The 8,268-nt window shown below is 43.6% G+C and carries 10 protein-coding genes and 1 pseudogene; 3 read left to right on the top strand and 8 right to left on the bottom strand.

The window, feature by feature from the left end:
* Positions 1-176: 176 nt before the first annotated feature.
* Complete coding sequence (locus VB714_RS06455) at positions 177-368, bottom strand: hypothetical protein (protein ID WP_204102250.1); 192 nt, start codon at positions 366-368, stop codon at positions 177-179.
* Between the two features lie 234 nt (positions 369-602).
* On the opposite strand from VB714_RS06455, the gene VB714_RS06460 reads away from it, so the two are divergent.
* Positions 603-1,370 carry a DUF3153 domain-containing protein gene (locus VB714_RS06460; RefSeq protein ID WP_323222322.1) on the top strand — a complete coding sequence of 256 codons (768 nt, stop codon included), beginning with the start codon at positions 603-605 and terminating at the stop codon, positions 1,368-1,370.
* Here the strand turns inward: VB714_RS06460 and VB714_RS06465 are convergent.
* From VB714_RS06465 to yidD, 5 genes are all read right to left on the bottom strand, one after another.
* Positions 1,353-2,876, bottom strand: coding sequence for a site-2 protease family protein (locus VB714_RS06465; protein ID WP_323222324.1), 1,524 nt, complete (start codon positions 2,874-2,876; stop codon positions 1,353-1,355). The two genes, VB714_RS06460 and VB714_RS06465, sit on opposite strands and share 18 nt — an antisense overlap.
* A 163-nt stretch (positions 2,877-3,039) precedes the next feature.
* Positions 3,040-3,948, bottom strand: a complete 909-nt coding sequence (gene murQ, locus VB714_RS06470; RefSeq protein ID WP_416309621.1) for an N-acetylmuramic acid 6-phosphate etherase — start codon at positions 3,946-3,948, stop codon at positions 3,040-3,042.
* Positions 3,949-3,976: 28 nt separating this feature from the next.
* A complete protein-coding gene (locus tag VB714_RS06475; RefSeq protein ID WP_323222326.1) occupies positions 3,977-4,387 on the bottom strand; it encodes a DUF3110 domain-containing protein in 411 nt (136 codons plus the stop codon).
* Between the two features lie 85 nt (positions 4,388-4,472).
* On the bottom strand, positions 4,473-5,183 hold the full coding sequence (locus tag VB714_RS06480) for a M15 family metallopeptidase (RefSeq protein ID WP_416309622.1): 711 nt from the start codon (positions 5,181-5,183) through the stop codon (positions 4,473-4,475).
* On the bottom strand, positions 5,180-5,497 hold the full coding sequence (yidD, locus tag VB714_RS06485) for a membrane protein insertion efficiency factor YidD (RefSeq protein ID WP_416309620.1): 318 nt from the start codon (positions 5,495-5,497) through the stop codon (positions 5,180-5,182). The genes VB714_RS06480 and yidD overlap by 4 nt, the downstream gene beginning before the upstream one ends.
* A gap of 56 nt (positions 5,498-5,553) precedes the next feature.
* Between yidD and VB714_RS06490 the strand changes: the two genes are divergently transcribed.
* Both VB714_RS06490 and VB714_RS06495 read left to right on the top strand, forming a co-directional pair.
* Positions 5,554-6,261 (top strand): diacylglycerol/polyprenol kinase family protein, encoded by a 708-nt coding sequence (locus VB714_RS06490; RefSeq protein WP_416309623.1) that lies wholly within the window; start codon positions 5,554-5,556, stop codon positions 6,259-6,261.
* Positions 6,262-6,436: 175 nt separating this feature from the next.
* The gene (locus VB714_RS06495; RefSeq protein ID WP_323222331.1) at positions 6,437-7,120 is read left to right on the top strand and encodes a Uma2 family endonuclease; all 684 of its coding nucleotides are present in this window, start codon (positions 6,437-6,439) and stop codon (positions 7,118-7,120) included.
* Positions 7,121-7,184: 64 nt separating this feature from the next.
* Here the strand turns inward: VB714_RS06495 and VB714_RS06500 are convergent, their stop codons facing one another.
* Together VB714_RS06500 and VB714_RS06505 are read right to left on the bottom strand one after the other, a co-directional pair.
* On the bottom strand, positions 7,185-7,889 hold the full coding sequence (locus tag VB714_RS06500; protein WP_323222333.1) for a GUN4 N-terminal ARM-like repeat domain-containing protein: 705 nt from the start codon (positions 7,887-7,889) through the stop codon (positions 7,185-7,187).
* Between the two features lie 68 nt (positions 7,890-7,957).
* Positions 7,958-8,268, bottom strand: a pseudogene (locus tag VB714_RS06505) (D-glycero-beta-D-manno-heptose 1-phosphate adenylyltransferase); the annotation flags it as partial.

Consider the following 8,268-nt stretch of genomic DNA (forward strand, 5'->3'; position numbering starts at 1 on the left):
GAGTGTTGGAGGGTTGGGGGGGTTGGGGGAGTGTAGGATTGACAGGGAGCGAGACGCTCCCACTACTGTATTCTATGGTGATAGTAGTGCGGGCATCTTGCCCGTTAATGCGTAAGTCCTATGATGTTTTTTGCTTTAACCCTTCCCTACCTCTCTCAACTATATCTTGGGCTTGATTACTGGGCTTGGTCGATCATGTTTTTGCATTTTTGCCAAATATCCAACTCCGATCGCCATTTTTCTAATTCGGTTCTCAGTCGAGTCGGATCGCCGACATAGGTTGACAAAATCAACTCTCTTCGATCAATTTTGTCCTTGAGAGTATTGGTTTCTCGAGTAATTGTGTTTTGGATGTCCGAGATTTTCATGGCTGCGATCGCTATCCTAAAAACGGGTACGGGTGGATTTTTTTAAAACTTTGTAACAGAATATAACTAATTTTGCACCCAAGAGCAACAGTTCCCAGAGAAAGAGAAATGCTCCCCATCTCCTGTAGGATAAGGAGGGTAGGTGCAATCGTGGAGGAGGTTTGCCAGATGGGTTTGGGATACAGTCAACGAGGCTTCAGAAACGTTAAATCTAAATCTAAGGCCTCTACAGGTATGCGACTATCTCGCTGGCTGACGATCGCCTTTTTGGTGGTTTCAGCGCTCTTTTTATCCGGCTGCATTCGCTACGATGTAGGCGTGACAGTACAAGGTCAAAATGGTGGCACCATCTCCCAGCACGTTAAATTGGGGGAACAACTGACGCGGTTTAATCCCCCAGAAGCCTCTCGCTGGCTGAAAACTGTTGAAGATCGAGCCAAAAAATTAAAAGGGAAAAGTAAATATCTGGCTGATGACGAACTCCTTGTTACAATTCCTTTCAATAATGGCAAGGATTTAGTTTCCAAGTTTAACCAGTTTTTTAACCCGACGGAACAGGCGATCGTACCCTTGGCGCAAACCAGTACCCTTGACGCAGTACAGCTTGTTTCCACTATGGAGATGAAGCAAAGTAACTTTATTCTACTGGAACGCGATCGCCTCAGTTTGGCGGTAGATTTGCGCGGCTTAGAAGTTTTAGGCGATCGCAGTCCCATTTCCCTCGAGTCTGGTTTTCCCATTGATATTGAATTTGCTCTCTCAACCCCTTGGGGTGCAAGATATTTAGTTCGTACTCCTGACGGTATCTCCCCTCCCGTGCGAAAAAAAGGCGATCGTTCTATCTGGACCCTACAAGCAGGAGAAATCAATCATATTGAAGTGGTTTATTGGCTACCCAGTTATTTAGGGATGGGGTTTGTGGCGATCGTCTTTTTGGCGATCGCAGGAAACTACCTCAAAGAAAAATATTGGCCTGCAAATACCCTAACCTCCAATTCCTAATTGTCCTGCTAAACCAGGACTCAAAGGAATCAGAGTGGCTAACATTAAAAATAAAGCCAATAAACCTAAAGCAGCCCTCGTATCATCCGGTTCCGATAATTCATTCAAACTGGGACGTTCTAAATCTCGTTGTAAGAATAAAATCAAAATGCCCCAATATAAAGGAATCGGATTTGCAGGATTAAAAATAACCACTAAACCCAAAATGACTAAAGTTGCAATGGTTGTTCTGCGGGCAGTTTTTCTGCCATAAATTGCTTGTACAATACGTCCCCCATCTAATTGTCCTGCGGGCATTAAATTCAGCGCATTAATCACCAGTCCCAGCCAACCCACAATCATCAAAGGATGAACATCAATAATACTTCCTTCCAAAGTCGAACCTAAAAGAACTTTGGCCAAAGTTCCCACCAAAATAGAACCTTGTAAAAACTCGATGGGAATCTGAAATAAACTACCAGGATGAGAAAGAATTAAACCGATCGCCAGCAAGAAAAATGACACTAAACCCCCGATCGCAGGTCCCGCTAAAGCAACATCAAATAAGGCTGTACGATGGGGAATCAGGGACTCAAAACGAGTAATGCTACCAAACGAACCGATCTGCCAACTGGGAATTAAATAGGGTAAACTGAGGCGAATATTGTAGCGTTTAGCATAGAACCAATGGCCGAACTCGTGAGCAGCTAAAATAAGCCATAATCCCAGAGCAATAGGTAAAGCCTCACCATAACGACCCAGTTGTGAAAACCAGTCAAATCCTAATAATAAGGCAGAAGCCTCTAAACTGGTGGCGATCGCCGCAACAAATAAAACTAGGGCTAAATTTTTCTGAGCGAGGGTTGAAGGTTGGGGATCGTTGGCACTGGGAAGAACAATAATAACGGGCTTCCCTTCAGGACTTTCTACTAAAAAGAGACGGTATTTTTCCCCTAATAAACTCTCTAATTTCTGGGAAAGACTGGCATAAACTGCCTCAGTTTCTCCCCGCAGATTTCCCTTAAAAATAGCCCCTTCTTGATAAGAAATTGTTTCCGTGGCAAAAAATGTGTCGAGGGAAAAAATACCTTTAATTTGCTGTAAATCTTCAGCAGGAATAGGAAAAATTTCCTCTGTTGTATTATTTTCAAGGCGATCGCCACTATCTGTATCTGAGGAGACGACACTTTTCGCTAAATTTTCCTGTTCTTGTTGTTGGGCAATTCTTTGGGCAGCGCGATCGCGTAAAATGGCATCTTGTCCCTCCGATCGCAAACGATTGCCTAAATAAATATAGACTCCCGAAGAAGCCACAAAAAGAAAAATAAGGCCAATGATATTGATAAAAATTCCCAAGGCAACTAAGCCAAAGAAAAGTAACCAGGGTGCAATCAAAACAACCGATTGCAGCCAAGCGAGAATACCTAATTTTCCAAAGGGTTTAGCGCGATTATACCCCCAAACCAGAAAGCCAAGGGCAACAAGAACGATCGCAAAAGTCGAGACAAATTCTGAGGGATTTGACATTTTGAGTGATGGGTAATAATTAGTTAGTTCTCCTCTCAAAAGAGACTAGTGGTCTGTCAAGGATTTTTTAGCGGGCAAGGGCGATCGCGATAACCCTAATCCATTTCAATGGATTTTTTGTATGAGACAGGGATTTTCAATCCCTGGCGGATCTAGAGACAGGCTATCGGTTTGCTAATTCTAACGCGGTTCTGAGATTCCCTCGCGCTTCTTCTAAGCATTGATTTCCTTTCTCGAGGCTAACTCCTCCCCAGTGCATTAATAATGCGAGTTTAACTTTTTGGCCGCTGCGATCTAAAAGTGTTTCCGCTTCTTGGCGATCGAGATCCGCAAGGTCTTGAAGAATACGAAGGGCGCGATCGCGTAGTTTTTGATTAGTGACGGAAACATCAATCATGCGATTTCCGTAGGTTTTCCCCAGTTTAACCATCACGGATGTCGAAAGAATATTCAAGGCCATTTTTGTCACGGTTCCTGCCTTCAAACGGGTCGATCCTGCTAATATTTCCGGTCCCACCAATAAGCGTAAATCTACATCTACATCAATTTTGAACTGGGATGCAGGCACGCAAGCAAGAAAAATCGTTGTGGCACCTCGTTTCTTCGCTTCCGCGATCGCCCCATGCACAAAAGGAGTGGTTCCCCCTGCTGTAATCCCCAAAACCACATCTACTGCTGTGACTTCTTTTTGAGCAATTTCCTGGGCTCCATCCTCCCTACGATCTTCCAAAGCCTCGGAACTCTTTAACAAAGCGGGCGCTCCCCCTGCGAGAATGCCCTGTACGAGTTCGGGAGGGGTGCAGAAGGTGGGGGGACATTCCGCCGCATCCAAGACCCCTAAACGCCCGCTAGTCCCTGCTCCAACGTAAAATAAGCGCCCCCCTCGAGAGAGAGATGCGGCAGTGAGGTCGATCGCCTTTGCTAATTCGCTTCTAGCTGCGGCGATCGCCTGCAAATTTTTGCGATCTTCTTGGTTAAATAAATCCACCAACTCCAAGCTGGTGAGACGATCCAAGTTTTGCGAGTTGGGGTTGATCTGCTCAGTCAGCAGATGTCCGCGAGATTCTAACATGGGATAACTGATGACTGGTAACTGAATATTAATTGCCAAAGAGCTTTTCTAATGCGCGACGTTGTGCATCGAGTTCCTCATCAGACATTTCTCGTTCTTCGGTTTCTTGTTGAGAGGAAGAAGGAGGAGGAGAGTCTTCCAGAGTCCAAGTTGTCTCATCTACGATCATTTCTGGAGGAATTTCTAACTGTCCTTCTTTGACAATTTCCCAATTGTAGCCTGCCTCGCGACAGAAACCCTCGATTTCTTCGGCAGGAAAAGGCTCAATGCTGGGTGCAGGAAAATCTTGAGCCTCTAACATGAGAGCATAGCGAATTGCATCATCTTCCGACTCAAACATCAAAACAGTTTGACGATCGCCAATTTGCAGAGAATGGATTCCTTCGCGATCGGTGCCAGCATTGATAAGTAGGACGTAGATTCGTTGGGGTGCGAGCATGGCAACTTAGGTATTTAAACGATCTTTCTTTCAAACTTTATTCTTATACAAAATCGGGGACGCGATCGCGGCAATATCAAAAAACTTATTGCACCCAACCCCCATATCTTGCTGTTATCGGGTTGTTAGGATGTTCTCGATTATACTGCAACGCCCAGATTTGATCCCCAAGGGAAAAATGCCACCATTCTCGCGGATGACAGCAAAATGCCCCGGATGTCATGGCTGTATTTAAAATCTGTCGGTTCTGATGATATATTTGTTCGGTTGGCGTTGTAGCGTTGGCGTAATGCAGGGGATGCGATCGCTCGGAAATTTCATCAATGGGGGAACCCATCTCAACAATTTTCCCTTCTGCATCCACCAGGGTAACATCGATCGCCGCCCCAGTGCTGTGAGGAGGAGGAGTTGCAGGGTTATCGCTGGGAATCGCCCAAAATTGATAGACTTCTTGCCAGAGTTGCTCTTTCTGTTGAGTCGATAACTCTGCCAAATTTAACTTTCTTTCCCTAACGAGGGATTGAAACGTATAGTCCACCATAAACTGCTGCACGGCGATCGGGCGATAGGCATCAAAAATTAAAATGCGCCATCCTTGCCGATTTTGTTGTAAATTGTTTTGCGCTGCAAGGAGAGCATCGAGGACACCCTGACGCAAATAATAGGGGGATTTTCCCGCATAATCTGCCCCCAATTTAAGGTAAGGATGGGGAGACTCTACTGCAAACTGCTCTAGAGGGATGGGAACTAAAGGTTCGTGACATTCTTGAATGGGAATTTTTTGATAGGGTTTCATCGATCGCGCTTTTTGGCTTTGGCTTTCCATTGGGATAGGTTTTTATTATCCTGCATTGAACCGCGCGATCGCATTTTTCCTTTTTGTTGCTGCATTTCCTCTAAAGTGGGGACGGGATCGACTCCCCCAGGATGGAAAGGATGACAGCGTAAAAGGCGACAGAGTGCCAGTCTTCCCCCTTGTAATACTCCAAATCGGGCGATCGCGTCTAGGGCATATTGAGAACAGGAGGGATAAAAGCGACAACTCGGGGACAAAATTGGGGAAATTAAAAGTTTATAACCTTTAATTAACCAAATTAATAAAGTTTTCATGGGGTAAGCTAGGAATTGAACTGTAGATAATATTGGGATTAAGAAAATTGTTTCTTATTTTATTGGGTTGGCGATCGCTGTCCTTATTTTCGGTTTCTCCTCTATGGATATCTCTAGGAATTGTTGCCTTATATTTAGGAATTCTCTTATTGATTTCAGAAGGATTAAATCGCTTTAAAAATACCGATGCAGAATTCACGCGGAAAATATTTCATATTGGTTCGGGGCAGGTTATTTTATTGGCGTGGTGGTTGGCAATTCCTGCTTGGCTGATTGTTATTGCCGCAATTCTCGCCAGTATCATTGCAATTGTATCTTATTTTCTCCCCATTCTTCCCAGTATTAATAGTGTAGGACGAAAAAGTTTAGGTACATTTTTTTATGCGGTAAGTATTGGCGTGCTTGTGAGTTATTTTTTCCCGCTTCAACATCCCTATTATGCTGTTATTGGCGTTCTAATTATGGCATGGGGGGACGGTTTGGCTGCAATTATTGGACAGCGTTTTGGCAAACATAGCTATCAAATAGGGGGAATTAAGAAAAGTTGGGAAGGTTCCTTGGCTATGTTAGGGGCAAGTTTTCTCGTGACTGCGATCGTTTTAGCTAGTGTTTACGGAATAATTTGGCAAGTTTTCTTGATTAGTTTGTGGGTTGCGATCGCCGCAACGGGTTTAGAAGCATTTTCTAAGTTAGGTATTGATAATCTCACAGTTCCTTTAGGAAGCGGAATACTCACATTTTATTTAGTTAAACTTTTGCTCTGAATATTAATTTATTTGTGAGATATACCCAATTTAGCGTCAAATAAACTGCAAATTGAACTCAAGGCGATCGCACAGTTGCGTGGTTATTTTGAGATAGCTACAGTTTACTTGATCTGGATTGGCGATCGCCCTTATCATCTAGAGTAAGAGAGAAATAAATAAATAATAAATATTGATGAATACTCTAACTTCTAATCCTACAAAAATCGCGATTCCGTTAACACAATGGAATTTTGCCAGTTGGAAAGATTATGAAACTTGGCGCGATACAGAGACTCGAGAGCGAGTTAAATTATACTATTACCAAAATCACCTTTTAGTAGAAATGGGTTCGGAAGGAATCAATCATGCCAACATTGGCGATCTCTTTTCCATGTTATTTTTTATCTGGTTTAGCCAGCATATTCCGCAAACATCAAATACTTTTGGAGGTTGCTTGCTGGAAAAATCAGAGCAAAGTTCTGCTGCACCCGATATTGTTTTATATATTGGAGAAGATTATCCCAGATGGCAAACCGGAGAAAGACGTTATATCGATTTAGATCGCTGGCGAATTCCCGATCTGGTGGGGGAGATTTCCGATACAACCTTATCAAGTGATTTGGATGAGAAAAAGCATCTGTATGCCTCATTGGGAATTACTGAATATTGGGCGATCGATGTTGTCGGAAGGCGAGTTTTTGCCTTCCAATTACAAGAAAACAATCAATATCGAGAATGTCAAGTTTCTCAAAGTTTAACAGGTTTACCCATTGCACTTCTCGAACAAACTCTGGTACGGTTACAGGAAGAAAGTAATATCAGTGTTGCCAATTGGTTTGCCGAACAAATTCGCAGTCTCAATATTGAGGGCAATTAATGGCGATCGCGCTAGTTTTGCGAGAAGGCGATCGCGGTTTGTGTCTTCTCTTTCGCTTTCTAATTCACTCTGTCCAAGCAGGATGAGCCAATAAAGACGCAAAAGGCTGCACTCCTCGCAATTGATTCGATAACGGTAAATGACCCCTCGGTGCGCTCAAATCCCAGATAAACTCATTAGGGTAGCGGGTCCAATTATTGCTCTTTTTCCAGCCAATTTTCTCCCAGAGTTTATTAAAATTCTTTCCCTGTGCCAACCATAATTCGCGCTGTACCGAAAAGCCAAAATTTCCTTCTGAATAAGTCAGCCAAAGTGTATTAATCGTTTGTAAATCCGTCACTGGGAAGCGATCGATCTCAGAAAAATAGAGCCATTGTCGATTTACAGCCTTTTCTCCAGCCAATTCGCAGAGTTTTTCGAGGGTGAGGCGATCGCTTTGTTGAAAGTCCTGTTCGATCAGTAATACTTGTAAGAGTTGGTAATCAATCCCGCGATCGGACTTGAGAGCAACAATTCCTTCTGAAAAGTGAGTTTGCAAAAAATCTCTAATTTCTGCTACGTCCAAACGGTATAAAGCCAGATAAGCCGTACCGATCGCCGGAGTGGGATCCTGGTCTTTATTGGCCTGCAAAAAATTCATCAAAACCTGCCAACCTGCATCACCGGTGCTGGCAAGTTGAGGAATGACCGATAATTGTTTTTTCAAAACCCCCGACTCTAACTGCTGGCAGAGTGGCTCAATTTCAGGATGAAGACTGGATGCAATCATTTCAATTATTAATTATCAATAAACAATTATCAATAAACAATTATTAATTATTAACGAACAATTATCAATTATTCATTGCGGCTTCCCTCTAAAATACCCTTGATAATCGCACTTGTGGAAGCCCCAACCTCCACCTTAACTAATTCAATCCGCACTCCGTGGGCGATCGCGTCGGGATATTCCGGAAGGGTTTCGGGGGTATAATCTCCACCTTTAACATAAATATCCGGTTTTAGGGTAGCAATGAGATGAGTTGCCGTAAGCTGAGGAAAGATAACGACTCCATCCACGGCTTTGAGGGCAGACAGTACCTCCGCACGTTGGCTCTCGGGAATGAGGGGACGCGGGGGAAAATTGGCTTGCTGGGGCTTAAGTTGAC

The sequence above is a fragment of the Spirulina sp. 06S082 genome (genome assembly GCF_034932145.1).
In the GTDB taxonomy this organism is placed as follows: Bacteria; Cyanobacteriota; Cyanobacteriia; order Cyanobacteriales; family Spirulinaceae; genus CCY15215.

Excerpts from the sequence above, each read along its gene's own strand:
- VB714_RS06495 (WP_323222331.1), top strand. The coding sequence starts at position 6,437 with ATGAATACTCTAACTTCTAATCCTACAAAAATCGCGATTCCGTTAACA.
- VB714_RS06475 (WP_323222326.1), bottom strand. The coding sequence starts at position 4,387 with ATGCTCGCACCCCAACGAATCTACGTCCTACTTATCAATGCTGGCACC.
- murQ (WP_416309621.1), bottom strand. The coding sequence starts at position 3,948 with ATGTTAGAATCTCGCGGACATCTGCTGACTGAGCAGATCAACCCCAAC.
- VB714_RS06465 (WP_323222324.1), bottom strand. The coding sequence starts at position 2,876 with ATGTCAAATCCCTCAGAATTTGTCTCGACTTTTGCGATCGTTCTTGTT.
- VB714_RS06500 (WP_323222333.1), bottom strand. The coding sequence starts at position 7,889 with ATGATTGCATCCAGTCTTCATCCTGAAATTGAGCCACTCTGCCAGCAG.
- VB714_RS06455 (WP_204102250.1), bottom strand. The coding sequence starts at position 368 with ATGAAAATCTCGGACATCCAAAACACAATTACTCGAGAAACCAATACT.
- VB714_RS06460 (WP_323222322.1), top strand. The coding sequence starts at position 603 with ATGCGACTATCTCGCTGGCTGACGATCGCCTTTTTGGTGGTTTCAGCG.
- VB714_RS06480 (WP_416309622.1), bottom strand. The coding sequence starts at position 5,183 with ATGAAACCCTATCAAAAAATTCCCATTCAAGAATGTCACGAACCTTTA.
- yidD (WP_416309620.1), bottom strand. The coding sequence starts at position 5,497 with ATGAAAACTTTATTAATTTGGTTAATTAAAGGTTATAAACTTTTAATT.